Source organism: Pseudomonas sp. R3-41 (assembly GCF_054161485.1).
In genome coordinates, this window is sequence record NZ_CP096421.1 from 6,524,622 (window position 1) to 6,548,378 (window position 23,757).

Genomic DNA, 23,757 nt, shown 5'->3' on the forward strand with positions numbered 1-23,757 from the left:
GGGTGCAGGTTAAGTGCATGATGCCTCGTCGCTCCCCCACAGAAGACGAGACTGACCATGACGTTGCGCTTCAAGCTCTGCCTTGCCCTGTCTGCCGCGCTGCTGGCTACCACCGCCGAAGCCGCCTCGACCCGCGCCCCTGACGACCTCACCCCGCTGCTCAACGCCATTGGCGAACGCCTGGCCATCGCCGACCAGGTAGCGTTGAGCAAATGGGACAGTGGCAAACCTGTGGAGGACCGTCAGCGCGAGCGTGAAGTCATTGCCGCCGCCGTTGCCCAGGCGCCGGCCTACAAGCTGAGTGGTGAAACCGTGGAAGCGTTTTTCGCCGCCCAGATAGAAGCCAACAAAATGGTGCAATACATCAACTTGTCCGACTGGGCCCTGGACGGCAAGGCCCCGGACCTGCCACGCCCGGACTTGGTAGGCGAGATCCGCCCACAACTTGATCGACTGCAAAAACGCCTGCTGCAACAACTGGCCGATTTCGCCCCCTACCGCACCGACCCGCACTGCCCGCAATGGCTGGCCCAAGCCACCCACCACAACAAACAGCACCCGGTGCACCGCCTCGCGCTCATCCGAGCGACCGGAGGACTGTGTATCTCCACAAAAGCTTAAGACAGCCCCCCCTTCCCTTGTGGGAGCGAGCCTGCTCGCGATGAGGCCTGTACATTCAACATATCAGCGTCTGACACACCGCTTTCGCGAGCAGGCTCGCTCCCACAGTGGTTATGCATCGGGCACAAGATTTGTGTTCACTGCAGATCCCCTGTGGGAGCGGGCTTGCTCGCGAAGGGGCCGGCACATTCAATATCTCAGCGACTGACACACCGCCTTCGCGAGCAAGCCCGCTCCCACAGGGGATTTGCTGTGAACACAACACTGGGCCAACCATCCGCCCTGGCCTATGCTGCATCCATCACTTTGGTTTTCGGTCGATTTCCCATGGGTCGCGGTTTTTCAATCATCCTGTTGTTGCTGCTGGCACTGCCCGCCGCCGCGCAGATCTACAAGTACACCGACGCCGAGGGCAACACCGCCTACAGCAACCAGCCGCCCCAAGGCGTACCGGCGCAGACGGTGGAGTTGCCGCCGCTCAACAGCATCGAACGTCAATCCCCGACCAGCCCGGACACGCCACCAGCCCCCGCGAACAGCGACGAGCCGCGCAATGCCTATGAGATCCTGGAACTGATCGACATCCCCACCGAGGAGGCCCTGCGAGCCAACAACGGCACCTTCACCGTGGGCGTGCATGCCCAACCGCGCCTGCGCAGCCCCCATCTGTTCCGCTTGCTGCTGGACGGGCAGCCCTACGGCCAGCCGAGCAACCTGCCGCGCCTGCAATTGGTGAATATCGATCGGGGCGAACACAGCCTGGCGGTTCAGGTCATCGACGGACAGAACCTTGTGCAGCAAAGCGAAACCGTCACGTTCACCGTGCAACGGGTGCACCGACCATGATCCGCTGGTGGCTCGCCCTTGGCCTGGCATTGGCGGCGCTGCCCGGGGTGGCGCAGGTCTACACCTACATCGATGCCCAGGGTAATCGTGTGTTCACCGATCAGCCGCGCCCCGGCAACGCAAAGAAAGTCCAAGTGTCACCCGGCAACCGGATGCCGACGCCGCCCGCGAGCACACCCTCGGTGCCTGCGGCCGAAGCCCGGCCCGAGCCGCTGTTCCATTACGAAATGCTCCGGCTGTTGATACCCGAGCCGGACGCGACGATACGCAGCACCGCAGGCGAACTGATCGTCAGCGTCACCAGCGAGCCCGGCCTGAGAAAAGGCCACCGCTACCGCCTGTTGCTCGACGGCCAGCCGACGGGCGCGCCGGGGTCGAGCCCGGTATTCGCCTTGAGTAATATCGATCGAGGCACTCATCACCTGGCGGTCGAAATCCTCGACGAGCAGGACCGCATCGTCGAGCGCACCGCCAACCAGCCCTTCCACATGCAGCGCATGTCCCTGGCGCAAAAGCGCCGCATCAAGCCCTGCGCCACGGCCGACTACGGTCAAAGGCCCGAGTGCCCTCTCGCCGAAAAACCTGAAGAAGAAAAAAGCAGCATCTTGCCGTTCTTCTAACACCGCCCACACCGACGCACTATATTGGTGCAACAGCTTGCACGATACCCAGTTCTAAAACCCATTTTGGTTCGAAAGTACCCGAAAAAGCTGGCAGAACGCCACGCAACCGACCGAAAAACACCCTTTTGAGGCTCTAAACGCTTCTTTTCGGAGCCTTGGTTTGGTTTTTGCATTTTCCTCGCAACAGCGCATTAATCGCGCGCGCAATTTGGGATCGGTCCCCAGTTGCTACGCTCCAAAAGAGGTCCTGATGACCATTAGCGACGCACTACACCGCTTGCTGCTCGACAACCTCACCACCGCGACCATCCTGCTCGACGCCGAATTGCGCCTCGAGTATATGAACCCGGCGGCGGAGATGCTCCTGGCCGTCAGCGGCCAGCGCAGTCACGGGCAGTTCATCAGCGAGTTATTCACCGAATCCGCCGAAGCGCTCAACTCCCTGCGCCAAGCGGTGGAGCAGGCCCACCCGTTCACCAAGCGTGAAGCAATGCTCACCGCCCTGACCGGCCAGACGCTGACCGTGGATTACGCAGTCACGCCGATTCTGAACAACGGTGCCACTTTGCTGCTGCTGGAAGTCCATCCCCGTGATCGGCTGCTGCGCATCACCAAGGAAGAGGCGCAATTGTCCAAGCAGGAAACCAGCAAGATGCTGGTGCGTGGTCTCGCCCATGAGATCAAGAACCCCCTCGGCGGGATACGTGGCGCGGCGCAGTTGCTCGCCCGTGAACTGCCGGAAGAAAGCCTCAAGGACTACACCAACGTCATCATCGAGGAAGCCGACCGCCTGCGGAACCTGGTGGACCGCATGCTGGGATCGAACAAGCTGCCGTCCCTGGCGATGTGCAACGTCCATGAGGTGCTGGAACGTGTCGGCAGCCTGGTGGAAGCCGAAAGCCAGGGCTGCATCACCTTGGTGCGCGACTATGACCCGAGCATTCCCGATGTCTTGATCGACCGCGAGCAGATGATCCAGGCCGTACTGAACATTGTGCGCAACGCCATGCAGGCCATCAGCAGCCAGAACGAACTGCGCCTGGGCCGCATCAGCCTGCGGACCCGCGCCATGCGCCAGTTCACCATCGGCCATGTGCGCCATCGCCTGGTGACCAAGATCGAAATCATCGACAACGGCCCGGGCATCCCAGCCGAGCTGCAGGAAACCATCTTTTTCCCCATGGTCAGCGGCCGTCCGGACGGTACCGGGCTGGGCCTGGCCATTACCCAGAACATCATCAGTCAGCATCAGGGCTTGATCGAATGTGAGAGCCACCCCGGCCACACCACCTTCTCGATCTTCCTGCCACTGGAACAAGGAGCCACATCGACATGAGCCGTAGTGAAACCGTGTGGATCGTCGATGACGACCGTTCTATCCGTTGGGTCCTGGAGAAAGCCTTGCAACAGGAAGGCATGACCACCCAGAGCTTCGACAGCGCCGATGGGGTGATGAGTCGCCTGGCGCGTCAGCAACCGGACGTCATCATTTCCGACATCCGCATGCCGGGCGCCAGCGGCCTCGATCTGTTGGCGCGGATTCGCGAACAGCATCCGCGCCTGCCGGTGATCATCATGACCGCCCATTCCGACCTGGACAGCGCCGTGGCGTCCTACCAGGGCGGCGCTTTTGAATACCTGCCCAAGCCATTCGACGTCGACGAAGCGGTGTCGCTGGTCAAGCGCGCCAACCAGCACGCCCAGGAGCAACAGGGCCTGGAAGAAGTGCCGGCCTTGGCCCGCACCCCGGAAATCATCGGCGAAGCGCCGGCGATGCAGGAAGTGTTTCGCGCCATCGGGCGCTTGAGCCACTCCAACATCACCGTGCTGATCAACGGCGAGTCGGGCACTGGTAAAGAACTGGTGGCCCACGCCCTGCACCGCCACAGCCCACGGGCGGCGTCGCCGTTCATCGCGTTGAACATGGCGGCGATTCCCAAGGACCTGATGGAGTCCGAACTGTTCGGCCATGAGAAAGGCGCGTTCACCGGCGCGGCCAACCTGCGCCGCGGGCGCTTCGAGCAAGCCGACGGCGGCACGCTGTTCCTCGATGAAATCGGCGACATGCCGGCTGACACCCAGACCCGCCTGCTGCGCGTATTGGCCGATGGCGAGTTCTATCGGGTCGGCGGCCATACGCCGGTCAAGGTCGATGTGCGCATCATCGCCGCGACCCACCAGAATCTGGAAACCCTGGTACACGCCGGCAAATTCCGTGAGGACTTATTCCATCGCCTGAACGTGATCCGCATCCATATCCCGCGCCTGGCGGACCGTCGTGAAGACATCCCGACCCTGGCCCGGCACTTCCTCAGCCGCGCGGCCCAGGAACTGGCGGTCGAGCCCAAGCTGCTCAAGAGCGAAACCGAGGAATACCTCAAGAACCTGCCGTGGCCGGGCAACGTGCGCCAGTTGGAGAACACCTGCCGCTGGATCACGGTGATGGCTTCGGGTCGCGAAGTGCACATCAGCGACCTGCCGCCGGAGCTGTTGAGCCTGCCGCAGGATTCGGCCCCGGTGACCAACTGGGAACAAGCCCTGCGCCAGTGGGCCGACCAAGCCCTCGCCCGTGGCCAGTCGAGCCTGTTGGACAGTGCCGTGCCCAGCTTCGAGCGGATCATGATCGAAACCGCCCTCAAGCACACCGCCGGCCGCCGCCGCGACGCCGCCGTGCTACTGGGCTGGGGCCGCAATACCTTGACCCGCAAGATCAAGGAACTGGGGATGAAGGTCGATGGTGGGGATGATGATGATGGGGATGAGGGCTGATCAGCCTTCGCCCCTGTGGGAGCGGGCTTGCTCGCGAAAGCGGTGTATCAGACAAAGTGATGTCGACTGATACACCGCATTCGCGAACAAGTCGGATCGCCGCACCGCCGCTCCCACATTGGATCTTCATGCACCGCATCAATGCACTGCGAACCGCAATTGCACATGCACCGCAAGCCAAACCCCATCGGCACAGCTCGAAAAAAACCGCACAAACAAAAGCAAAAGCCCCGAAATACGGGGCTTTTCACATTACCAGCAATGTTTTTGTGACAAGCCATTTAAAACTGGCACGCCCCCTGCAATAGCTAGATCACTACCCAGTTTCGGGGACCTTGGTACAGGCAGGCCGGGGATTCCCCATTTTATACGGGCTCAGTGAGCCCACTGTTTTGGGGGCCTTGATACAGGCAGGTCAAGGTTTCCCTTCTTTATACCCAGGGCCATGCGCCCAGCGCGCGCCCTCCCGTTTTGGGGACCTTGGTACAGGCAGGCCGGGGATTCCCTCTTTTATTGCTCCTGGAGACGGACCTCCAGCCGCCAGCGATCATCGACTTCGCTGCCGGTCCACTCCCCTCGCAACGGACGCGCCGCCACCAGCGTCAGCAACAACCCCTTGTCACTCAAACGCACCCGCCAGTTCACGTCCTTGCCGTTGACTTTCAACTGGCCCTTCTGCGGCCGGCCTTCTGCCTGGAACAGCAGCGCCACCGAGCCGTCGACGATTTCCCCATGGAGCTTGGGTTCATTGTTGAACCAGGCCACCAGCACCCCGTCTGTCACTTCGACCTGTTGCAACGCGCTCGGGTCGGGCGTGGTCAGGCGCCCGATCATCAGCCCCACCATCATGCCGACGATCGCCAACGAACCCATCACCCGAGGCATTAGCTTCGAACGTCGGTCGGTTTGCGGCGTAGAATGCCGCTCATCTTTATCTGCGGAGCCGTGCATGTTTCACGTCATCCTTTTTCAACCGGAAATACCGCCCAATACCGGCAACGTCATCAGGCTGTGCGCCAACAGCGGCTGCCACCTGCATTTGATCGAACCGCTGGGCTTCGACATGGACGACAAACGCCTGCGCCGCGCCGGCCTCGACTACCACGAGTATGCCACCTTGCAGCGTCACACCGACCTCGCCAGCTGTCTGGAGAGCCTCGGGCATCCGCGCCTGTTCGCCTTTACCACCAAGGGTTCGCGGCCGTTCCATGACGCCAGCTTCGTCGCTGGTGATGCGTTCCTGTTCGGCCCGGAAAGCCGTGGCCTGCCGGCTGACGTGCTGGACGCCCTGCCCGCCGAGCAGCGCCTGCGCCTGCCGATGCGCGAAGGCTGCCGCAGCCTGAACCTGTCCAATACCGTGGCGGTGGCGGTTTATGAGGCGTGGCGGCAGAACGGCTTTCAATAACACCGCATAACAAATGTGGGAGCGGGCTTGCTCGCGAAAGCGGTGTGTCAGTTAACATCAATGTCGCCTGACACACCGCTTTCGCGAGCAAGCCCGCTCCCACATTGGACTTGCGCCGACCGGTTTACTGAACGGTCGCGCCGCCTTCCTGTTGCATGCGCTGCAGTTCTTGCGCATACAGGGCATCGAAGTTCACCGGAGCCAGCATCAGGGCCGGGAACGAACCGCGGGTCACCAGGCTGTCCAGGGTTTCGCGGGCGTAAGGGAACAGGATGTTCGGGCAGAACGCGCCCAGGGTGTGGCTCATCGAAGCGGCGTCCAGGTTCTTGATCAGGAAGATACCGGCCTGTTGCACTTCGGCGATGAACGCCACTTCGTCACCGTTCTTCACGGTCACCGACAGGGTCAGCACCACTTCGTGGAAGTCATCTTCCAGGGCTTTCTGACGGGTGTTCAGGTCCAGGCCTACGCTCGGCTCCCACTGCTGGCGAAAGATCGCCGGGCTTTTCGGGGCCTCGAAGGACAGGTCGCGAACGTAAATGCGCTGCAAGGAGAATTGCGGTGCGGCTTCTTCTTCAGTGGCAGCTGTGTTCTGTTGGTCAGTCATCGCAGATCCTTCTTACTTTCAGGTTCTATTAATTGGGAATTCAGGCCTTGAGCAGCGCGTCGAGCTTGCCGGCGCGCTCCAGGGCGAACAGGTCATCGCAACCGCCCACGTGGGTGTCGCCGATCCAGATCTGCGGCACGGAGGTGCGCCGGGCCTTCTGGGTCATTTCGGCGCGCAGTTGCGGCTTGCCGTCGACCTTGATCTCTTCGAAAGCCACGCCTTTGTTCTGGAGCAGGTGCTTGGCTCGGGAGCAATAAGGGCAGTAATCGCTGGAATAGACAACTACGTGGGGCATGTCACTTCACCAGGGGCAGATTGTCGGCTTTCCAGCTCGCAACGCCACCGGACAGTTTGGCGGCGGTGAAGCCGGACTTCATCAGTTCGCGGGCAAGGGTACCGGCCTGCTGGCCCTGGGCGTCCACCAGAATCAGCGTCTTGGCCTTGTGCTTTTCCAGTTCGGCCGCACGAGCGATCAGTTTGTCCTGGGGAATGTTCAGCGCGCCGACAATGTGACCGGCGGCGTAGTCCTTGCTCGGGCGGATATCGACCACGACGCCGGCGTCCTTGTTGACCAGCGCGGTCAGCTCGCCGGTGCTCAGGCTGCGTCCGCCGCCCTGCATCGTGTGGGCAACCAGCAACGCCAGCAGTACGACGAAGATACCGACGAGAATGTAGTGGTTAGTGGCAAATTCAATCAGGTGAGCAACCATCGAAGGAGGTTCCAGGGCGTTAAAATGTCGGCCAGTATACACAGCACGCAAGGCCGGCCAAACCCCGCCCGGCGGTGACGCCGTCGGAACTTACCTTTAAACTGCCCGTCCCTTTTCCATCGTCTTCTTTTAACCCGCCACGAGTGGATTCCATGACTACCACGCCTAAACCTTTGGTCCTGATGATTCTCGACGGCTTCGGTCACAGTGACAGCCACGAATCCAACGCCGTGTATTCGGCCAACAAGCCGGTGCTGGACCGTTTGTGGGCCACCGTGCCCAACGGCCTGATCTCCGGCAGCGGCATGGATGTCGGCCTGCCGGACGGGCAGATGGGCAACTCCGAAGTCGGCCACATGAACCTCGGCGCAGGCCGTGTGGTGTACCAGGACTTCACCCGCGTGACCAAATCGATCCGCGACGGCGAATTTTTCGAAAACCCGACCATCTGCGCCGCCGTGGATAAAGCCGTGGCCGCCGGCAAGGCCGTGCATTTCATGGGCCTGTTGTCCGACGGCGGCGTGCACAGCCACCAGGATCACCTGGTCGCCATGGCCGAACTCGCTGCCAGGCGTGGTGCTGAAAATATTTATCTGCACGCCTTTCTCGATGGCCGCGATACGCCACCGAAGAGCGCCGAGTCGTCGATCAAAGTATTGGACGACGCGTTCAAGGCGCTGGGCAAAGGCCGGATCGCCAGCCTGATCGGTCGCTACTTCGCCATGGACCGCGATAACCGCTGGGACCGAGTCGCCCAGGCTTACAACCTGATCGTCGATGGCAATGCCGAGTTTCACGCCGCCACCGCGCAAGAAGGCCTGCAAGCCGCCTACGAGCGCGGCGAAAGCGACGAATTCGTCAAGGCCACCACCCTCGGCGCGCCGGTTAAAGTCGAAGACGGCGATGCCGTGGTGTTCATGAACTTCCGCGCCGACCGCGCCCGCGAACTGACCCGCGTATTTGTCGAAGACGATTTCCAGGAATTCGAACGCGCCCGCCAGCCGAAACTGGCCGGTTTCGTGATGCTGACTCAATACGCCGCCAGCATTCCCGCGCCATCGGCCTTCGCCGCCGGCAGCCTGGAAAATGTGCTCGGCGACTACCTGGCGAAAAACGGCAAGACCCAGCTACGCATCGCCGAGACCGAAAAGTACGCCCACGTGACGTTCTTTTTCTCCGGTGGCCGTGAAGAACCTTTCCCGGGTGAGGAACGCATCCTGATCCCGTCGCCAAAAGTCGCCACCTACGACCTGCAACCGGAAATGAGCGCGCCGGAAGTGACCGACCGCATCGTCGATGCCATCGAGAACCAGCGCTACGACGTCATCGTTGTGAACTATGCCAACGGCGACATGGTGGGCCATAGCGGCGTGTTCGAGGCGGCGGTCAAGGCCGTGGAATGCCTGGATGCCTGCGTGGGTCGCATCGTCGAGGCTTTGGAAAAAGTCGGCGGGGAAGCGTTGATCACGGCCGACCACGGCAACGTCGAGCAAATGTCCGACGAATCCACCGGCCAGGCCCACACCGCCCACACCACCGAGCCAGTGCCGTTCATCTATGTCGGCAAGCGTGACTTCAAGGTTCGCGACGGCGGCGTGCTGGCTGACGTAGCGCCGACCATGCTGATGTTGCTGGGCATGGAGAAGCCGGCGGAGATGACCGGGACGTCGATCCTCGTCTGACGAAACACAAATCCCGCAAACCTGTGAGAGCAAAGCTTGCTCGCGATAGCAATCCAACCATTTACATCTTCGTTGGATGTGCCGACGTCATCGCGAGCAAGCTTTGCTCCCACAGGGGTTTGGCGGGAAATGAGTGCCTTGCCCTGCTCCAGTTATCACACAGCCCCAAATGGGCGTTTTTTTTGCAGCGTGGGGCGGGCATACTAGGCCGTCCCTTTCCCTGGTGTCGCCCGCCTCTATGCTTCGCGTCCTGATAGCCCTCGCTCTGACCTGCCTGCTTCAACCGGCCTTTGCCGACGAGCGCGCGCAAACCCAACAGCAGTTGGAAGCCACGCGCCAGGACATTGCCGAGCTGAAAAAACTGCTGGGCAAGTTGCAGGAAGAAAAATCCAGCGTGCAGAAAGACCTGCGCGGCACCGAAACCGAGATGGGCAAGCTGGAGAAGCAGGTCGACGCCCTGCAAAAAGAGCTGAAGAAAAGCGAATCCGAGCTGCAGCGGCTCGATGGAGAGAAAAAAAAACTCCAGGGCGCGCGCACTGAGCAGCAAAAGCTGATCGCCATCCAGGCCCGGGCCGCCTACCAGAACGGCCGCCAGGAATACCTCAAGCTGCTGCTCAACCAACAGAACCCCGAGAAATTCGCCCGCACCCTCACTTATTACGACTACCTGAGCCAGGCCCGCCTGGAGCAACTCAAGAATTTCAACGAAACCCTGCGCCAATTGGCCAATGTCGAAAAAGACATCGAGCTGCAGCAAGCCCAGTTGCTGGTGCAGAAAAGCAGCCTCGACACCCAGCGTGAAGAACTCGAGAAGGTTCGCAAGGAGCGCCAGGTGGCCCTGGCCAAGCTCAATGACGACGTGAAGGCCCGCGACAGCAAGCTCAAAGCTCGCGAGCAGGACCAGGCCGAACTGGCCAATGTGTTGAAAACCATCGAGCAAACCCTGGCCCGTCAGGCTCGAGAGGCAGAAGAAGCGCGTCAGAAAGCGCTGATCGCCCAGCAGGAAGCCGAAAAAAAGCGCTTACGTGAAGCCCAGGCCGACGCGGACGCCGGCGACGCTCCGCGCAAACCGGCAAAAACCAGCCCCGGCGCGCTGGTTTCCAGTGATGGCGAAACCTTCGGCGGTGCTTTTGCTTCAGCCCGAGGCAAACTTCCATGGCCGGTCAATGGTCGATTGCTTGCGCGCTTCGGTGAAACCCGCGGCGACGACACCCGCACCAAGTGGGACGGGGTCATGATCAGCGCTTCCGCCGGCAGCCAGGTGCATGCCGTGCATGGCGGTCGCGTGGTATTCGCCGACTGGTTGCGTGGCGCCGGCCTGTTGGTGATCCTCGATCACGGCAACGGTTATTTGAGCCTGTACGGCCACAACCAGACGCTGCTCAAGGCGGCGGGCGATGTGGTCAAGGCCGGTGAGTCCATCTCCACGGTCGGCAACAGTGGCGGGCAGGATACGCCAGCGCTGTATTTCGCTATTCGTCAGCAGGGTCGCCCCAGTGACCCGGCCCAATGGTGTCGTGCGCAAGGATAGCGCGCCCATCCTATTAAGGAGTTCGTTCGACATGCTGCATTTGTCCCGCCTCACCTCGCTGGCCCTGACGATCGCCCTTGTGATCGGTGCGCCCCTGGCTTTTGCCGCCGAACCGGCCCCATCGGCACCCGCCGCCACCGCCGCCACCGCCGCGACCACCAAGGCCCCGCTGCCGCTGGACGAACTGCGCACCTTTGCCGAGGTCATGGACCGGATCAAGGCCGCCTATGTCGAGCCCGTGGATGACAAGATGCTGCTGGAGAACGCCATCAAGGGCATGCTCAGCAATCTTGACCCGCACTCGGCCTACCTGGGGCCGGAGGATTTTGCCGAGTTGCAGGAAAGCACCAGCGGCGAGTTCGGCGGCCTGGGCATCGAAGTCGGCAGCGAAGACGGTTTCGTCAAGGTCGTCTCGCCGATCGACGACACGCCTGCCTCGAAGGCTGGCATCCAGGCCGGTGACTTCATCGTCAAGATCAACGGCCAACCGACCCGCGGCCAGAGCATGACCGAAGCCGTGGACAAGATGCGCGGCAAGATCGGCCAGAAGATCACCCTGACCCTGGTACGCGACGGCGGCACGCCGTTCGATGTGACACTCACCCGCGCGGTCATCCAGGTCAAGAGCGTGAAGAGCCAGTTGCTGGAATCGGGCTACGGCTATATCCGCATCACCCAATTCCAGGTCAAGACTGGCGAAGAAGTCGCCAAGTCCCTGGCCAAGCTGCGCAAGGACAACGGCAAGAAACTCAACGGCCTGGTCCTGGACCTGCGCAACAACCCCGGCGGCGTGCTGCAATCAGCGGTGGAAGTGGTGGATCATTTCATCACCAAGGGCCTGATCGTCTACACCAAGGGGCGCATCGCCAATTCCGAACTGCGTTTCTCGGCCACTGGCAACGACTTGAGCGAAGCCGTGCCACTGGTGGTGCTGATCAACGGCGGCAGTGCCTCGGCCTCGGAAATCGTCGCCGGCGCCCTGCAGGACCAGAAACGCGGCGTGGTCATGGGTACCACCAGCTTCGGCAAGGGCTCGGTGCAGACTGTGTTGCCACTGAACAACGAGCGCGCCCTGAAGATCACCACCGCGCTGTACTTCACGCCTAACGGCCGCTCCATCCAGGCCCAGGGCATCGTCCCGGACATCGAAGTGCGCAAGGCCAAGATCACTAGCGAGGCGGATAGCGAATACTTCAAGGAAGCCGACCTGCAAGGTCACTTGGGCAATGGCAACGGTGGTGCCGACAAACCGACCGGCTCCGGCGCCAAGGCCAAGCCAATGCCGCAGGACGACGACTATCAATTGGCCCAGGCCTTGAGCTTGCTCAAGGGGTTGAACATCACGTCCGGCCGCTGAGATGGGCTTGCGCTTCACCTTCGTCCTGCTGTGCCTGCTGGCGGGAGCCGTTAACGCGGCCCCCGCCACACCTTCTTCGCCGCACAAGGCGTACCTGAGCCTGATCATCGACGACCTGGGGCAGAACCTGCCTCGGGATCGCCGGGTATTGGCCCTCCCTGGTCCGGTCACCGCCGCGATCATGCCCGACACGCCCCATGCCGCCGAGTTCGCCCGCGAAGCCCATCGCGCCGGCAAGCTGGTCATGCTCCACATGCCCATGGACCCGGCCACCGGGCCATTCGCCTGGCATCCGGAACTGCCCATCGAAGAACTGGGCAAACGCCTGGACGCCGCGTTCGCCGCCGTGCCCTATACCAGCGGGATCAACAACCACATGGGCAGCCGCATGACCGCCCAACCCCAGGCCATGGCCTGGCTGATGGCGAATTTGCAGCAGCGTCACAAGTTTTTCGTCGACAGCCGCACCAGCGCCCAAACCGTCGCCGCCGCCGAGGCGCAGAAGATCGGCCTCGCCAGTGTGTCGCGGGATGTGTTCCTGGATGACGAGCGCACCGAAGCCGCCATAGCCGGCCAGCTCCAGATCGCCATTGACCTGGCCCGCCGGCAAGGCTCGGCCGTGATGATCGGCCACCCCTACCCGCAGACCCTGGCCGTGCTCGAACGCGAACTGCCCAAGCTCAAGGCCCAGGGCATCGAATGGATCGACATCAAATCGATGATCAGCCTGCGCAGCAACCGGGCGATGGTTGGGCATGGGAAAGATGGGGTTTATCGGTAGCAGCCCATCGCGAGCAAGCTCGCCCCCACAGGGGATCTGAGATAGGCACCGCAGTGAACACCCGGGCAACCTTGTGGGAGCGGGCTTGCTCGCGAAGGGGCCAGCACATCCAACATCTCTGCAAGCTGATCCACCGCATTCGCGAGCAGGCTCGCTCCCACAGGGATTCTGAGGTGGGCATCGTATCTGTGAACACCCAGGCAACTTTGTGTGCGGGCTTGCTCGCGAAGGGGCCAGCACACTCAACACCTCTGCAAGCTGATTCACCGCTTTCGCGAGCAAGCCCGCTCCCACATTTTGATCTGTGGTGAATGCAGTATCTGGGGTCGCCCCGATACCTGTGGGAGCGAGCCTGCTCCGGGCGGCGATCCGACGAAGGCAGCAGCGCGGCGGCTGAAGTTCTAGAGATACCGCGCCATGATCGCGTCCACTTCACCTTCCTTGCGCAGCTCATCCAAGGCCTTTTGCAGCCGGGCAACCACGTCGTCAGGCACGTCCTTGTTCAAGGCCAAGTACAGCTCGGCACTGTTGAAGCGCAGCACAGTCTTGAGATCGCTCACCCCTTCCTGTCGCGCCAGGTACCGCCCGGCCGGGTCACCGGTGGCCCACAGGTCGATCTGGCCATTGACCAGCTTGCGGGCATTGTCCTGGTCACGCAGCACGACCATCGGCTTCAGCCCTTGCTTGGCCAACGTCTCGGCGATCGCGTCGCCCTTGTAGGCACCGATCTTGTATTGGCGCGCCTGCTCCAGCGAGTCGAGGGCGATCTTGCTGTCGGCCTTGGCGAGCAAGATCCAGTCGTCCGGACCAATGGGGCCGACCCATTTGAACAGTTTTTCACGCTCCGGTAACCGCGCCATGACAAACACACCGTAACCCGGACTTTCCAGGGCGAGTTTGTAGATGCGCTCCCAAGGGAAACGCAGCGTCAAGCTGTAGGAGATATCGGCACGCTTGAATATTTCCCGGACGATGTCCACGGCAATGCCATGGATGTTCTCGTCCTGGGCGAAGTTCTTGCCGTTCTTGGCCATGTTGTACGGGGGGAAGTTTTCCGTCAGCAACACCAGCGAAGTATCAGCGGCACGGACGGTGCCTGCGAGCAGCAACGTGGCACCGGCAAAGGCAAGAACGAGGCGTTTGAGCATGTCGGGCTACCGCAATCCATGGTGTGCCCAAGAGTGCCTTGGGCCCGCCATGGTGTCCAGCGATCAGCGAATGCAGATACCGCGATGAGCCATGTAGGCCTTGGCTTCCGGCACGGTGTATTCACCGAAGTGGAAGATGCTCGCCGCCAGCACCGCGCTGGCATGGCCTTCGAGGATGCCGTCGGCCAGGTGTTGCAGGTTGCCGACGCCGCCGGACGCGATCACCGGAATGCCCAGGGCATCGCTGATGGCGCGGGTGACACCTAGGTCAAAGCCGTTCTTCATGCCGTCCTGGTCCATGCTGGTCAGCAGGATTTCACCGGCCCCGAGGCTTTCCATCTTCTTCGCCCACTCGACGGCGTCCAGGCCAGTGGGTTTGCGCCCACCGTGGGTGAAGATTTCCCAGCGCGGGGTTTCGCCCGGGCCGGAGACCTTCTTCGCATCGATAGCCACGACGATGCACTGCGAGCCAAAGTGCTGGGCCGCTTCGCCGACGAACTCCGGGTTGAACACCGCCGCGGTGTTGATCGACACCTTGTCGGCCCCGGCATTGAGCAGGTTGCGGATGTCTTGCACGGTGCGTACGCCACCGCCCACGGTCAGCGGGATGAACACCTGGCTGGCCATGCGCTCGACGGTATGCAATGTGGTATCGCGGCCATCGACGCTGGCCGTGATGTCGAGGAAGGTAATCTCGTCCGCACCCTGTTCGTCGTAGCGACGGGCGATTTCCACCGGGTCGCCGGCATCACGGATGTTCTCGAACTTGACGCCCTTGACCACCCGGCCGTTGTCCACGTCCAGGCAAGGGATGATGCGTTTGGCCAGCGCCATGGTGAGTCCTCAGCCTTTATAGGTGTCGCAGAAGGCCTGGGCCTCGGCGACGTCCAGGGTGCCTTCGTAGATCGCGCGACCGGTGATCGCACCGATGATGCCCGGCGCCTTGGCGTCGAGCAGCGCCTTGATGTCACCCAGGTTGTGGATGCCACCGGAAGCGATGACCGGGATCTTCGTCGCGGCGGCCAGGGCGGCGGTGAACGGGACATTGCAGCCCTGCATCATGCCGTCTTTGGCGATGTCGGTGTAGACGATGGCAGACACGCCGTCGGCTTCGAAACGCTTGGCCAGGTCGATCACCTGCACGGTGCTGATTTCAGCCCAGCCATCGGTGGCGACGAAACCGTCTTTGGCATCCAGACCGACGATGATTTTGCCGGGGAACGCGCGACAGGCTTCGGCGACGAAAGCCGGGTCTTTCACCGCCTTGGTGCCAATGATCACGTAGCTCACGCCAGCCTTGACGTAGTGCTCGATGGTTTCCAGCGAGCGAATGCCGCCGCCGATCTGGATCGGCAGGTTCGGATAGCGCTTGGCGATGGCCGTAACCACTTCGCCATTGACCGGCTGCCCTTCGAAGGCGCCGTTGAGGTCGACCAGATGCAGGCGACGGCAGCCGCCCTCCACCCACTTGGCGGCCATGCTCACCGGGTCATCGGAAAACACCGTGGAGTCTTCCATGCGGCCCTGGCGCAGACGGACGCAAGCGCCGTCCTTGAGATCGATAGCGGGGATAATCAGCATCTGGCAAACCTTCAAATACGAATATTCAGCTTGGCTCGAAAATCAGTTTTTCTCGAGCGCCCACAAGTCGCTTTCAATGCTTTCGAACCTTTCTTTAAGGTGCGCCTGCACATCGAAAATCGCCCTGTTGTAATAATGCGGAGCAATTTCGCGGGTAAACAGGTCAAGAATTTCCGCCGCCTCGAACGAGCCAAGGTCCAGCTCGAAACGTTCCTCCATGAACCGCTGGATCTTGCGGTTCGCTTCACTCTCCTGCTCGGGCGTGAGGGTGAGGATCGGCGGTTTCTTGCGGGCCATTACCAGCGCCCGTCCCATGCCGCGAAGTTCTGCAACAGTTGCAGGCCGTGGGTATGGCTCTTCTCCGGGTGGAATTGCACGGCGAAGCGCGAACCGTCGGCCAGGGCCGCGGCGAAATCGACGCCATAGTGACCGCTGCCCACCACCTGCCGCGCATTACCGGCGGCGATGTAGTAGCTGTGCACGAAGTAGAAACGCGCCAGGTCCGGAATGTTGTGCCACAGCGGGTGATCCACCGCCTGCTTCACTTCGTTCCAGCCCATGTGCGGGACTTTCAAGTGCTCGCCGTCTTCATGCAGGCCCTTGCCAAAGAACTTCACCTGGCCTGGGAGCAGCGAAATGCAATCGACACCGTCGTTCTCTTCACTGCGATCGAGCAAGGCCTGCATGCCCACGCAAATTCCGAGGAATGGACGGTCCAGGCTGACTTCGTGCACCAGCTTGTCGAAGCCCAGGCGACGAATCTCGGCCATGCAATCACGAATCGCCCCGACGCCGGGGAACACCACCCGGTCGGCTTCGCGAATCACGTCGGCATCGCTGGTGATCAGTACCTTGCCGGCGCCCACGTGCTCGAGGGCCTTGGCCACCGAGTGCAGGTTGCCCATGCCGTAGTCGATAACCGCGACCGTCTGCATTACAGGACGCCTTTGGTGGAAGGCATCTGGCCGGCCATGCGGTCGTCGAGCTCCACAGCCATGCGCAGCGCGCGGCCGAACGCCTTGAACACGGTTTCGATCTGGTGGTGGGTGTTGTGCCCGCGCAGGTTGTCGATGTGCAGGGTCACGTTGGCGTGGTTGACGAAGCCCTGGAAGAATTCCTGGAACAGGTCAACGTCGAAGCCGCCGACGGTGGCACGGGTATAGGGCACATGCATTTGCAGGCCAGGGCGACCGGAGAAGTCGATGACCACGCGCGACAGCGCTTCATCGAGCGGCACGTAGGCATGGCCGTAGCGGCGGATGCCTTTCTTGTCGCCGACGGCCTTGGTAAAGGCCTGGCCCAAGGTGATACCGACGTCTTCCACCGTGTGGTGGTCGTCGATATGCAGGTCGCCCTTGCTGACGATGTCCAGGTCGATCAGCCCGTGACGGGCGATCTGGTCCAGCATGTGCTCAAGAAAAGGCACACCGATATCAAACCGGGCCTTACCGGTGCCATCCAGGTTGATCGAGGCTTTGATCTGGGTTTCCAGAGTGTCGCGCTCGACAGACGCCTTACGTTCGGCCATCACCAGCTCCGCAAAATCATTGGGCGAAAAAGGCAGCCATTATAGGGGCGCGAGCGGCAAACAGAAACAAAAGAGGTGACATCACTGACGGGCTGAAGTCCGGGCTGTCGGTGCTAGACATGTCCATACAAGCCTAAGCCATGCCCATAAACAACTGTGGGAGCGGGCTTGCTCACGAAAGCGGCGTATCAGTCGACATCATCGTTAACTGACACACCGCTTTCGCGAGCAAGCCCGCTCCCACATTTTGTGCTGCCCTGGCCTGATGGCCAGGGCGACGGTCTTAGCGGAACAACACCGCCGTCTTCTGCAGGGTCACCCACACACCCCACGCCAACGGAATGCCCACCACCAGCCAGGCCGCGATCGCCAGGGGCTTGGTGCCCGGTGCGGCTTTCCATTCCAGCGAAGTGGTGCTGTCGGCGCCTTTGTCATGGCCCAGCGCCTGTTCGGCGGCCAGTTCGGCGTCGGTCATGAAGTACTTGTCGGCGACCGGACGGACCAGCAGGTTGCACAGGAAACCCAGCACCAACAGGCCGGCAAGGATATACAAGGTGATGTCATAGGCCGCGGCACGTTCAACGCCGATGCTCAACTGATATTCACGCAGGTAGTTCACCAGTACCGGACCCAGCACGCCCGCAGCAGCCCAGGCAGTCAGGAGACGACCGTGGATTGCGCCAACCATTTGCGTACCGAACAGGTCCGCCAGGTAGGCTGGCACGGTGGCGAAACCGCCGCCGTACATCGACAGGATGATGCAGAACGCCGCCACGAACAGCGCGACGCTGCCCAGGTGACCGAGGTTCGGGATCAGCGCGTACAGGGCAAAGCCCAGGGCGAAAAACACGAAATAGGTGTTTTTACGACCCAGGTAATCCGAGAACGAGGCCCAGAAGAACCGACCGCCGATGTTGAACAGGCTCAACAGACCGGTGAAGCCGGCCGCGATGGCCGCGATCTGGCCCAGTTGCACAGCGTCCAACTGACCGAACGGCAGGTCATTGCCCAGCAGCTTGCCGCCGAACACTTCCTGCAACAATGGCGAAGCCATGCCGAGGATGCCGATACCCGCCGATACGTTCAGGCACAGCACCAGCCATACCAGACGGAACTGCGGGGTTTTCCAGGCCACGTTCACGTGAACGTGGCGATGGGTAATCATCGCGTTCGCGGCTTTCTTCGGTGCCGGAGTCCAACCTTCAGGCTTCCAGCCGGTTGGCGGAACGCGGTACGACAAAGCGCCACCGATCATGAACACGAAGTAGATCGCAGCCATGACCAGGAAGCTCTGCCAGACGCCCACGCCAGTCGGCGAAGCGAAGTGGTTCATCAGCGCAGCAGCCAGCGGAGCACCGACCATCGCACCACCGCCGAAGCCCATGATCGCCATGCCGGTCGCCATGCCGCGCTTGTCCGGGAACCACTTGATCAGGGTCGACACCGGGGAAATGTAGCCCAGGCCCAGGCCGATACCACCGATCACCCCGGAACCGACCCACATCAGCCAGATCTGGTGGGTATAGATACCCAACGCGGAAATCAGCAGGCCACCGCACCAGCACAAGGCCGATACAACGCCGGCCTTGCGCGGCCCGGCGTGCTCCAGCCAGCCGCCCCAGATGGCTGCCGAGCAACCCAGGAAGATGAAGAACAGGGTGTAGATCCAGCCGAGCATCGAGATCGGCCAGTCACATTGGGACGAAAAGACTTGCGAGATGAAGCTCATATCCGGTGCACAGGCCACAGGCTTGGTGATACCCAAGGCTTTGGACAGTGGCAACCAGAACACCGAGAAGCCATAGGCCATGCCGATGCAGAGGTGAATGGCCAGTGCGGCCGGTGGAACCAGCCACCGGTTGAAACCCGGCTTGGCGATGATGCGCTCCTTGGAGAGGAACGCTGGCTGGTCGGCGACGCCGCCCGCCGTGATGCTCGTGCTCATTGTGTATCCCCCAGTTATTGGAATGGTTCGTCAGCCACGCATCACCCTCAGCCTTCATTGCACGCAGGCATGGCTGTATTTTCTGGTGAAGCTCCATAGTGTGCGACATCAAGTCGCAGAAGGACGGACGAACGGGCAAAGGTTACCATTTGCTCGTGGCAGAAAAACCAAAGTGATATCACCTTTTTCGTGCCATCTGTCTTATCGCACGCTTGCTCGCTTTCTGTAGGGGACTAACGATTTATTTTTTCCGCGGCTGAAACCAGCCCCGTCCCCATGGGTCTTTGTTCGGCAGGCCTGCCGGAAGAACGATCACTCAACGCGCCACCAACTCGGGGCGTTATACTCGCGGCTAAATTTTGAACTCAACCTACAAGGATTCGCCCATGAAAGCGTTCGGCAAAATCCTGGGTCTGGTACTTCTCGGGCTGTTGCTGATCATTGTGGCCCTGGGCTTTGCCCTGACCCACCTGTTCGATCCCAACGACTACAAAGAAGAGATCCGCCAGATAGCCCGCGACAAGGCCCACATCGAGCTGACCCTCAATGGCGATATCGGCTGGAGCCTGTTTCCATGGCTGGGCCTGGAGTTGCACGACGCCAGCGTCGCGACCTTGGCCAATCCAACCCAACCTTTCGCCGACCTGCAGATGCTCGGTCTTTCGGTCCGGGTCATCCCGCTGCTGCGCCGGGAAGTGCAGATGAGCGATGTGCGCGTCGAAGGCCTGAACCTGCGGCTCAACCGTGACAAGAACGGTCACGGAAACTGGGAAGACATCGGTAAAGCGCCGGCCTCCGCGACGACGGCGAACACCCCGGCACCGACGCCGGCCGAACAGCCAGCCCCGCCTGCTAGCACCCCGGCAGAAAAACCTGCCCAGCCGACCCGCCTGGACATCGACAGCCTGACCGTGAACAACGCCCGGGTCGAATACACCGACGAGCAGACCGGCAAGCTGTTCACCGCCGAAAGCATCCAACTGAGCACCGGCCCGGTCCACGACTCCACCAATATTCCGGTGACCCTGACTGCATTCCTGTCCAGCAACCAGCCGGCCGTGCGCGTACGCACCGAAGTGACCGGTGAACTGCGCTTCGAGCGCGCCTTGCAGCGCTACAAGTTCGAAGACCTGAAACTGTCCGGCGAGGCCACCGGCGACCCGTTGCAGGGCAAGACCCTGAATTTCGCTGCCCAAGGCCAACTGTTCCTGGACAAGGCGGCCAACGTCGCCGAATGGACCGGCATCAAGCTGTCGCTCAACCAACTGCGCGCCCTCGGTGAGCTGAAGGTCAACGACCTCGACAAGACCCCGCAATTGAATGGCGGAATATCGATCGCCCAGTTCGATCTGGCGAAGTTCATCGACAGCGTCGGCCAGACACTCCCGGCCATGGCCGAAGGCAGCCTGAGCAAGGTCGAATTGGCCAGCCGCATTGCCGGCACGCCAAGCAGCGTCGAACTCAACGACATCAACCTGAAGGTCGACGACAGCCACTTCAGCGGTCGTATCGCCGTGGCAGACTTTGCCAAGCAGGCCTTGCGCGTGCAGCTCAAGGCCGACACCTTCAACGTCGACCGCTACCTGCCGCCAAAATCCGCCGAAGCCGACAGTTCCAAGGCGGCCCGTGAGGCTGAAGTCAGCAACACCGAAGCCAGCGCCATGGCCGGTGCCGGCAGCACACCGTTGCCGAGCGCTCCGACCCAGGGTGCCTGGAGTAACGATCGGCTGTTTCCGGTGGAGCGCCTGGGCAAGCTGGACCTCGATGCCGACCTGACCTTCGGGCAACTGACCCTCGATAAACTGCCGATCGAGAACGCCGCGCTCAAGGCCAGCGGCCTGGGTGGCCTGCTGACCCTGGAGAACCTGCGGGGTGACCTGTACAGCGGCAACTTCGAAACCAAGGGCACCCTGGATGTACGTCAGCCTACGCCACAGTTGAGCCTGCAAACCCGCATCAACCGGGTCCCCGCCGAGAAGATCATCGAAAGCCAGGGCAAGAATCCGCCGGTCAAAGGCCTGGTCACGCTCAACAGCACAATAACCGCCAATGGCAATAGCCAGAAGGCCCTGATCGACAGCCTCAACGGCAACGCCGGGTTCGTCATCAACGATGGCGTGCTGCTCAATGCCAACCTTGAACAGCAATTGTGCAAAGGCATCGCCACCCTCAATCGCAAGTCCCTCAGCGGCGACCCCCGGGGCAAGGACACGCCGTTCCAGCAACTCAACGGCAATCTCACCTTCAACAATGGCGTTGCCCACAACCCGGACCTGAAAGTCCGCATCCCCGGCATGACCGTCAACGGCAACGGCGACATCGACTTGCGAGTGCTGGGCATGGACTACCGTGTCGGCGTCATCGTCGAAGGCGACAAGAGCGACATGCCCGACCCGGCCTGCCAGGTCAACGAGCGCTATGTCGACGTCGAATGGCCGTTGCGCTGCCGCGGTCCCCTGGAGCTGGGGGCGAAGGCCTGCCGCCTGGACAACGACGGGCTGGGCAAGGTCGCGGCGAAGCTGGCCGGCGACCGGCTCGGCGACAAGATCGATGAGAAGCTCGGCGACAAGGTCAGCCCCGAACTGAAAGATGCGCTCAAGGGGCTGTTCAAGCGATGAGAGCCGAGCAGTTTTCCACGGCCGTCCTGGATTGGTTCGACCGCCACGGGCGTCACGATTTGCCTTGGCAACAAGGCATCTCGCCCTATCGGGTGTGGGTCTCGGAAATCATGTTGCAGCAGACCCAGGTCAGCACCGTGCTCAATTACTTTGACCGGTTCATGGCCTCGCTGCCCACCGTTCAAGCCTTGGCCGCCGCGCCGGAGGACGAAGTGCTGCACCTGTGGACCGGGCTGGGTTACTACACCCGTGCGCGCAACTTGCAGAAGACCGCGAAAATCGTCGTCGAGCAGTACGGCGGCGAATTCCCCCGGGACGTGGAAAAACTCACCGAGTTGCCGGGCATCGGCCTGTCCACCGCCGGCGCCATCGCCAGCATCAGCATGGGCCTGCGGGCGCCGATCCTCGATGGTAACGTCAAGCGGGTGCTGGCGCGTTTCACCGCCCAGGAAGGCTACCCAGGCGAACCCAAGGTGGCGAAACAGCTCTGGGCCACCGCTGAGCGCTTCACGCCGCAGGACCGAGTCAACGCCTACACCCAGGCGATGATGGACCTTGGCGCCACGCTCTGCACCCGCAGCAAGCCCAGTTGCCTGCTCTGCCCGCTGAAGCAAGGCTGCGAGGCGCATATGCTGGGCCTGGAAACCCGCTACCCGATCCCCAAGCCGCGCAAGGAGGTGCCGAAAAAGCGCACCTTGATGCCAATGCTGGCCAACCACGAGGGCGCGATCCTGCTTTACCGTCGCCCTTCCACCGGGCTGTGGGGCGGGCTGTGGAGCCTGCCGGAACTCGACGACCTCGACGACTTGCAGCACCTGGCCCTGCAACACTCGCTGGAACTGGGCAGCCAACACGAAATGCCGGGCCTGGTGCACACCTTCAGCCACTTCCAGCTGGCGATCGAACCCTGGCTGGTCCGGGTCCGGGAAACCGGCCATCACGTGGCCGAGGCCGACTGGCTCTGGTATAACCTCGCCACCCCGCCGCGCCTGGGCCTTGCCGCCCCGGTCAAAACCTTGCTCGAACGCGCGGCCGCCGTAATGAACGCAGGAGAGTTGCAATGACCCGCACCATCATGTGCCGCAAGTACAAAGAACAACTGGAAGGCCTGGAGCGTGCCCCATTCCCGGGCGCCAAGGGCCAGGACATCTATGACAACGTCTCGGCCAAGGCCTGGGGCGACTGGCAGAAACACCAGACCCTGCTGATCAACGAAAAGCGCCTGAACATGATGAACGCCGAAGATCGCAAATACCTTCAGGGCGAGATGGACAAGTTCTTTTCCGGCGAAGAATACGCCAAGGCCGAAGGCTACGTACCGCCGTCCGAATAAGCTGTTCAGCGCGGGGGCGGATCGTAAGCGACGGTAATAATTAAATATTTTTTGAAAACTTGCTTGACGCCCCCCTGAAAAACCCGTTTAATGCGCCCCGTTGCCCAGATAGCTCAGTCGGTAGAGCAGGGGATTGAAAATCCCCGTGTCGGCGGTTCGATTCCGTCTCTGGGCACCAAATACCGAAAACCTCGATCAAGTAATTGATCGGGGTTTTTTATTGCCTGGATTTTCTTCCTCCGCCTTAACGACTCAGCTACATTCGTCCGCTCCCCTCCAGCAAGCGAGTCGACATGGACATCACGGGCATTCCCTTCGGCACCACCGATTGGTCAACCATCGAACCCACCGAGCACAAGGGCGTCACCGGAACTGCCTATTGGCGCACGCGGCAATTCGGAAACATTCGGGTGCGGATGGTGGAATACACGGCCGGGTATCTGGCCGACCATTGGTGCACCAAGGGCCATATCCTGTTTTGCCTCAAGGGCGAGCTCAATACTGAACTCGAAGACGGTCGGCAATTTTTGCTCAAGGCCGGCATGAGCTACCAGGTCGCCGACCAGGCCGAACCCCATCGATCCTCCACTTCGTCGGGGGCTACGCTCTTCATCGTGGATTGAGATTCGAAGCGTCCGCGTTGAAGCTGTAGGATAGGTGGCCTTATTTTCC

At 61.6% G+C, this 23,757-nt stretch carries 26 protein-coding genes and 1 tRNA gene; 16 read left to right on the forward strand and 11 right to left on the reverse strand.

Going from position 1 to position 23,757, the window contains the following annotated elements:
- The first annotated feature begins 57 nt into the window (after positions 1-57).
- The 6 genes from M1D99_RS28145 to M1D99_RS28170 all read left to right on the forward strand — a co-directional run bounded on the left by M1D99_RS28145 (position 58) and on the right by M1D99_RS28170 (position 5,167).
- The gene (locus M1D99_RS28145; RefSeq protein ID WP_434572948.1) at positions 58-621 is read left to right on the forward strand and encodes a chorismate mutase; all 564 of its coding nucleotides are present in this window, start codon (positions 58-60) and stop codon (positions 619-621) included.
- A 327-nt stretch (positions 622-948) separates the two neighbouring features.
- The gene (locus M1D99_RS28150; RefSeq protein ID WP_434576643.1) at positions 949-1,467 is read left to right on the forward strand and encodes a DUF4124 domain-containing protein; all 519 of its coding nucleotides are present in this window, start codon (positions 949-951) and stop codon (positions 1,465-1,467) included.
- Positions 1,464-2,087: a DUF4124 domain-containing protein gene (locus M1D99_RS28155; RefSeq protein WP_434572950.1), complete on the forward strand. Its 624-nt coding sequence runs from the start codon at positions 1,464-1,466 to the stop codon at positions 2,085-2,087. The genes M1D99_RS28150 and M1D99_RS28155 overlap by 4 nt, the downstream gene beginning before the upstream one ends.
- A 253-nt stretch (positions 2,088-2,340) precedes the next feature.
- Positions 2,341-3,426, forward strand: a complete 1,086-nt coding sequence (gene glnL / locus M1D99_RS28160) for a nitrogen regulation protein NR(II) (RefSeq protein WP_003186732.1) — start codon at positions 2,341-2,343, stop codon at positions 3,424-3,426.
- Complete coding sequence (gene ntrC / locus M1D99_RS28165; RefSeq protein WP_186706133.1) at positions 3,423-4,859, forward strand: nitrogen regulation protein NR(I); 1,437 nt, start codon at positions 3,423-3,425, stop codon at positions 4,857-4,859. The genes glnL and ntrC overlap by 4 nt, the downstream gene beginning before the upstream one ends.
- 128 nt (positions 4,860-4,987) lie before the next feature.
- Positions 4,988-5,167, forward strand: coding sequence for a hypothetical protein (locus M1D99_RS28170; RefSeq protein ID WP_434572952.1), 180 nt, complete (start codon positions 4,988-4,990; stop codon positions 5,165-5,167).
- Between the two features lie 202 nt (positions 5,168-5,369).
- Here the strand turns inward: M1D99_RS28170 and M1D99_RS28175 are convergent, their stop codons facing one another.
- A complete protein-coding gene (locus M1D99_RS28175) occupies positions 5,370-5,810 on the reverse strand; it encodes a hypothetical protein (protein ID WP_186706134.1) in 441 nt (146 codons plus the stop codon).
- Here M1D99_RS28175 and trmL point away from each other — a divergent pair.
- Positions 5,809-6,264, forward strand: a complete 456-nt coding sequence (gene trmL / locus M1D99_RS28180; protein ID WP_434572956.1) for a tRNA (uridine(34)/cytosine(34)/5-carboxymethylaminomethyluridine(34)-2'-O)-methyltransferase TrmL — start codon at positions 5,809-5,811, stop codon at positions 6,262-6,264. The genes M1D99_RS28175 and trmL overlap by 2 nt on opposite strands.
- A gap of 124 nt (positions 6,265-6,388) precedes the next feature.
- On the opposite strand, the gene secB is transcribed toward trmL, so the two are convergent.
- The 3 genes from secB to M1D99_RS28195 are packed head-to-tail and all read right to left on the reverse strand — an operon-like array spanning position 6,389 to position 7,581.
- Positions 6,389-6,871 (reverse strand): protein-export chaperone SecB, encoded by a 483-nt coding sequence (gene secB, locus M1D99_RS28185; protein ID WP_058546235.1) that lies wholly within the window; start codon positions 6,869-6,871, stop codon positions 6,389-6,391.
- 40 nt (positions 6,872-6,911) lie between these two features.
- Positions 6,912-7,166, reverse strand: a complete 255-nt coding sequence (gene grxC, locus M1D99_RS28190; protein ID WP_186710850.1) for a glutaredoxin 3 — start codon at positions 7,164-7,166, stop codon at positions 6,912-6,914.
- A 1-nt stretch (position 7,167) separates the two neighbouring features.
- A complete protein-coding gene (locus M1D99_RS28195; protein WP_186710851.1) occupies positions 7,168-7,581 on the reverse strand; it encodes a rhodanese-like domain-containing protein in 414 nt (137 codons plus the stop codon).
- A 152-nt stretch (positions 7,582-7,733) separates the two neighbouring features.
- Between M1D99_RS28195 and gpmI the strand changes: the two genes are divergently transcribed.
- The 4 genes from gpmI (at position 7,734) to M1D99_RS28215 (ending at position 12,932) form a co-directional block, all read left to right on the forward strand.
- Complete coding sequence (gene gpmI, locus M1D99_RS28200; protein ID WP_186729733.1) at positions 7,734-9,263, forward strand: 2,3-bisphosphoglycerate-independent phosphoglycerate mutase; 1,530 nt, start codon at positions 7,734-7,736, stop codon at positions 9,261-9,263.
- Positions 9,264-9,501: 238 nt separating this feature from the next.
- Positions 9,502-10,794, forward strand: coding sequence for a murein hydrolase activator EnvC family protein (locus tag M1D99_RS28205; protein ID WP_434572959.1), 1,293 nt, complete (start codon positions 9,502-9,504; stop codon positions 10,792-10,794).
- 31 nt (positions 10,795-10,825) lie between these two features.
- Positions 10,826-12,151 (forward strand): S41 family peptidase, encoded by a 1,326-nt coding sequence (locus M1D99_RS28210; protein WP_434572961.1) that lies wholly within the window; start codon positions 10,826-10,828, stop codon positions 12,149-12,151.
- 1 nt (position 12,152) lies between these two features.
- Entirely contained in the window at positions 12,153-12,932 is a 780-nt protein-coding gene (locus M1D99_RS28215; RefSeq protein ID WP_434572963.1) for a divergent polysaccharide deacetylase family protein, read from the forward strand.
- Between the two features lie 401 nt (positions 12,933-13,333).
- Here the strand turns inward: M1D99_RS28215 and M1D99_RS28220 are convergent, their stop codons facing one another.
- The 7 genes from M1D99_RS28220 to M1D99_RS28250 all read right to left on the reverse strand — a co-directional run bounded on the left by M1D99_RS28220 (position 13,334) and on the right by M1D99_RS28250 (position 19,134).
- Complete coding sequence (locus M1D99_RS28220; RefSeq protein WP_186707247.1) at positions 13,334-14,080, reverse strand: substrate-binding periplasmic protein; 747 nt, start codon at positions 14,078-14,080, stop codon at positions 13,334-13,336.
- Between the two features lie 63 nt (positions 14,081-14,143).
- Positions 14,144-14,914 (reverse strand): imidazole glycerol phosphate synthase subunit HisF, encoded by a 771-nt coding sequence (gene hisF / locus M1D99_RS28225; RefSeq protein WP_072409089.1) that lies wholly within the window; start codon positions 14,912-14,914, stop codon positions 14,144-14,146.
- A gap of 9 nt (positions 14,915-14,923) precedes the next feature.
- Positions 14,924-15,661 carry a 1-(5-phosphoribosyl)-5-[(5-phosphoribosylamino)methylideneamino]imidazole-4-carboxamide isomerase gene (gene hisA / locus M1D99_RS28230; protein ID WP_434572968.1) on the reverse strand — a complete coding sequence of 246 codons (738 nt, stop codon included), beginning with the start codon at positions 15,659-15,661 and terminating at the stop codon, positions 14,924-14,926.
- Between the two features lie 42 nt (positions 15,662-15,703).
- Positions 15,704-15,958, reverse strand: coding sequence for a DUF2164 domain-containing protein (locus M1D99_RS28235; protein ID WP_030141479.1), 255 nt, complete (start codon positions 15,956-15,958; stop codon positions 15,704-15,706).
- On the reverse strand, positions 15,958-16,596 hold the full coding sequence (hisH, locus tag M1D99_RS28240) for an imidazole glycerol phosphate synthase subunit HisH (protein ID WP_458131125.1): 639 nt from the start codon (positions 16,594-16,596) through the stop codon (positions 15,958-15,960). Before hisH ends, M1D99_RS28235 begins: the two co-directional genes overlap by 1 nt.
- Positions 16,596-17,189, reverse strand: coding sequence for an imidazoleglycerol-phosphate dehydratase HisB (gene hisB / locus M1D99_RS28245; RefSeq protein WP_186707249.1), 594 nt, complete (start codon positions 17,187-17,189; stop codon positions 16,596-16,598). Before hisB ends, hisH begins: the two co-directional genes overlap by 1 nt.
- A gap of 283 nt (positions 17,190-17,472) precedes the next feature.
- Positions 17,473-19,134, reverse strand: coding sequence for an OFA family MFS transporter (locus tag M1D99_RS28250; protein ID WP_186707250.1), 1,662 nt, complete (start codon positions 19,132-19,134; stop codon positions 17,473-17,475).
- Positions 19,135-19,520: 386 nt separating this feature from the next.
- Here M1D99_RS28250 and M1D99_RS28255 point away from each other — a divergent pair, with 386 nt between their 5' ends.
- From M1D99_RS28255 to M1D99_RS28275, 5 genes are all read left to right on the forward strand, one after another.
- Positions 19,521-21,752, forward strand: a complete 2,232-nt coding sequence (locus tag M1D99_RS28255; RefSeq protein ID WP_434572971.1) for an AsmA family protein — start codon at positions 19,521-19,523, stop codon at positions 21,750-21,752.
- Positions 21,749-22,816, forward strand: a complete 1,068-nt coding sequence (gene mutY, locus M1D99_RS28260) for an A/G-specific adenine glycosylase (RefSeq protein ID WP_434572973.1) — start codon at positions 21,749-21,751, stop codon at positions 22,814-22,816. The genes M1D99_RS28255 and mutY overlap by 4 nt, the downstream gene beginning before the upstream one ends.
- The gene (locus M1D99_RS28265) at positions 22,813-23,085 is read left to right on the forward strand and encodes an oxidative damage protection protein (RefSeq protein WP_003186755.1); all 273 of its coding nucleotides are present in this window, start codon (positions 22,813-22,815) and stop codon (positions 23,083-23,085) included. The genes mutY and M1D99_RS28265 overlap by 4 nt, the downstream gene beginning before the upstream one ends.
- Before the next feature lie 102 nt (positions 23,086-23,187).
- Positions 23,188-23,263: transfer RNA gene (locus tag M1D99_RS28270), tRNA-Phe, on the forward strand.
- A gap of 115 nt (positions 23,264-23,378) precedes the next feature.
- Complete coding sequence (locus tag M1D99_RS28275) at positions 23,379-23,708, forward strand: DHCW motif cupin fold protein (RefSeq protein WP_434572975.1); 330 nt, start codon at positions 23,379-23,381, stop codon at positions 23,706-23,708.
- The last annotated feature ends 49 nt before the right edge of the window (positions 23,709-23,757 follow it).

Bases quoted from the DNA above. Each gene is read 5' to 3' on its own strand.
- M1D99_RS28145 (WP_434572948.1), top strand. From the start codon at position 58: ATGACGTTGCGCTTCAAGCTCTGCCTTGCCCTGTCTGCCGCGCTGCTG.
- M1D99_RS28150 (WP_434576643.1), top strand. From the start codon at position 949: ATGGGTCGCGGTTTTTCAATCATCCTGTTGTTGCTGCTGGCACTGCCC.
- M1D99_RS28155 (WP_434572950.1), top strand. From the start codon at position 1,464: ATGATCCGCTGGTGGCTCGCCCTTGGCCTGGCATTGGCGGCGCTGCCC.
- glnL (WP_003186732.1), top strand. From the start codon at position 2,341: ATGACCATTAGCGACGCACTACACCGCTTGCTGCTCGACAACCTCACC.
- ntrC (WP_186706133.1), top strand. From the start codon at position 3,423: ATGAGCCGTAGTGAAACCGTGTGGATCGTCGATGACGACCGTTCTATC.
- M1D99_RS28170 (WP_434572952.1), top strand. From the start codon at position 4,988: ATGCACCGCATCAATGCACTGCGAACCGCAATTGCACATGCACCGCAA.
- trmL (WP_434572956.1), top strand. From the start codon at position 5,809: ATGTTTCACGTCATCCTTTTTCAACCGGAAATACCGCCCAATACCGGC.
- M1D99_RS28175 (WP_186706134.1), bottom strand. From the start codon at position 5,810: ATGCACGGCTCCGCAGATAAAGATGAGCGGCATTCTACGCCGCAAACC.
- secB (WP_058546235.1), bottom strand. From the start codon at position 6,871: ATGACTGACCAACAGAACACAGCTGCCACTGAAGAAGAAGCCGCACCG.
- grxC (WP_186710850.1), bottom strand. From the start codon at position 7,166: ATGCCCCACGTAGTTGTCTATTCCAGCGATTACTGCCCTTATTGCTCC.
- M1D99_RS28195 (WP_186710851.1), bottom strand. From the start codon at position 7,581: ATGGTTGCTCACCTGATTGAATTTGCCACTAACCACTACATTCTCGTC.
- gpmI (WP_186729733.1), top strand. From the start codon at position 7,734: ATGACTACCACGCCTAAACCTTTGGTCCTGATGATTCTCGACGGCTTC.
- M1D99_RS28205 (WP_434572959.1), top strand. From the start codon at position 9,502: ATGCTTCGCGTCCTGATAGCCCTCGCTCTGACCTGCCTGCTTCAACCG.
- M1D99_RS28210 (WP_434572961.1), top strand. From the start codon at position 10,826: ATGCTGCATTTGTCCCGCCTCACCTCGCTGGCCCTGACGATCGCCCTT.
- M1D99_RS28215 (WP_434572963.1), top strand. From the start codon at position 12,153: ATGGGCTTGCGCTTCACCTTCGTCCTGCTGTGCCTGCTGGCGGGAGCC.
- M1D99_RS28220 (WP_186707247.1), bottom strand. From the start codon at position 14,080: ATGCTCAAACGCCTCGTTCTTGCCTTTGCCGGTGCCACGTTGCTGCTC.
- hisF (WP_072409089.1), bottom strand. From the start codon at position 14,914: ATGGCGCTGGCCAAACGCATCATCCCTTGCCTGGACGTGGACAACGGC.
- hisA (WP_434572968.1), bottom strand. From the start codon at position 15,661: ATGCTGATTATCCCCGCTATCGATCTCAAGGACGGCGCTTGCGTCCGT.
- M1D99_RS28235 (WP_030141479.1), bottom strand. From the start codon at position 15,958: ATGGCCCGCAAGAAACCGCCGATCCTCACCCTCACGCCCGAGCAGGAG.
- hisH (WP_458131125.1), bottom strand. From the start codon at position 16,596: ATGCAGACGGTCGCGGTTATCGACTACGGCATGGGCAACCTGCACTCG.
- hisB (WP_186707249.1), bottom strand. From the start codon at position 17,189: ATGGCCGAACGTAAGGCGTCTGTCGAGCGCGACACTCTGGAAACCCAG.
- M1D99_RS28250 (WP_186707250.1), bottom strand. From the start codon at position 19,134: ATGAGCACGAGCATCACGGCGGGCGGCGTCGCCGACCAGCCAGCGTTC.
- M1D99_RS28255 (WP_434572971.1), top strand. From the start codon at position 19,521: ATGAAAGCGTTCGGCAAAATCCTGGGTCTGGTACTTCTCGGGCTGTTG.
- mutY (WP_434572973.1), top strand. From the start codon at position 21,749: ATGAGAGCCGAGCAGTTTTCCACGGCCGTCCTGGATTGGTTCGACCGC.
- M1D99_RS28265 (WP_003186755.1), top strand. From the start codon at position 22,813: ATGACCCGCACCATCATGTGCCGCAAGTACAAAGAACAACTGGAAGGC.
- M1D99_RS28275 (WP_434572975.1), top strand. From the start codon at position 23,379: ATGGACATCACGGGCATTCCCTTCGGCACCACCGATTGGTCAACCATC.